The following is a 968-nucleotide window of genomic DNA, read 5'->3' on the forward strand; positions in this document are numbered from 1 at the left end:
AGCGGCGCGTCGCCATTGAGGTACAACGGCAGGCGACTCAGGTCAATCTGGCTCCAATCCGTCAACGCACCGCAGGCAAAACGCAGTCGCAACAACGAGCGGCCATCCGGCTCGTAGGCCAGTCGTACCGACTCCAGCGCCAACGGTTGCAACATCAGGTCCTGGGTGGTGGTGTAGCGGCAGCGTGTGCGCTGCGTGCCGATTGGCTGCGACAACACCTCAAACCCTTGGCCAATCAACTCGCCAACTTTCATTTGCGCCAGTTCGGGGATCAGTTCCACCACCGACAGCGAGGGAATAGTGCGCAGGTAATGTGGCCACAGCAAACTGACCAGCCCTTCGGTCAGCTCCGGCAAGTCATCGTCGAGCTTTTCGCGTAAGCGCCCCATCAAGAACGCAAATCCTTCGAACAGACGCTCCACATACGGATCTTGCGCACCCGGTTTGTCCAGGTTGAGCTGGGCTGCCCGATCCGGGAATGCTTCGGCGAACTCCTTGCCGGCCTCGCGCAGGTAGCGCATCTCCGCGTCGAAGTAGCGCAGTGTCAAATTTTCCATGCTCACACAGATAGTCCTGATGATTGAGAGTTAGCCGCACAGCACCGCAGCACGAACCGGGTCAATGGCCACCAACGCCGCCAGCAACGCCTCGGTACGCCGAGCCAGGGTGGGTTTGTCGGTATCGTTGCGCTGTGCTTTCAAACGCAACAGCTTGAGCAGGCGTGCCTTGACCTCGAAATTCAGCTCCGGCTCCCAGGCGGCCAGGGCATGGTGCTGGGCGCTGGCATCCAGTTCGCCGAGCAGGTGCATGGCCAGGTCACTCTTGGCGTATTGCTCAGCCACTCGCGCCATCAACAGGCGCAACAGCCAACGCTGGCGCCCGGTCTGCACGTCGGGCCGGGCAGCCAGCCAGGCAAGCGCCGCCTCCACGCCGTCACTGTCGGCCAGGGCCAGGGCTTCACCCTCCAA

At 62.0% G+C, this 968-nt stretch carries 2 protein-coding genes; both read right to left on the minus strand.

All coding sequences use genetic code 11. The features are described from left to right. On the minus strand, nucleotides 1-563 hold a 563-nt coding region (locus ACZYSM_RS29200), incomplete at its 3' end, for a type VI secretion system baseplate subunit TssF (RefSeq protein ID WP_489077145.1). Between the two features lie 24 nt (nucleotides 564-587). Beyond that, nucleotides 588-968: type VI secretion system domain-containing protein (locus ACZYSM_RS29205; RefSeq protein ID WP_489077147.1), on the minus strand; the 381-nt coding region annotated here is incomplete at its 5' end.

Source organism: Pseudomonas sp. F220 (assembly GCF_057813935.1).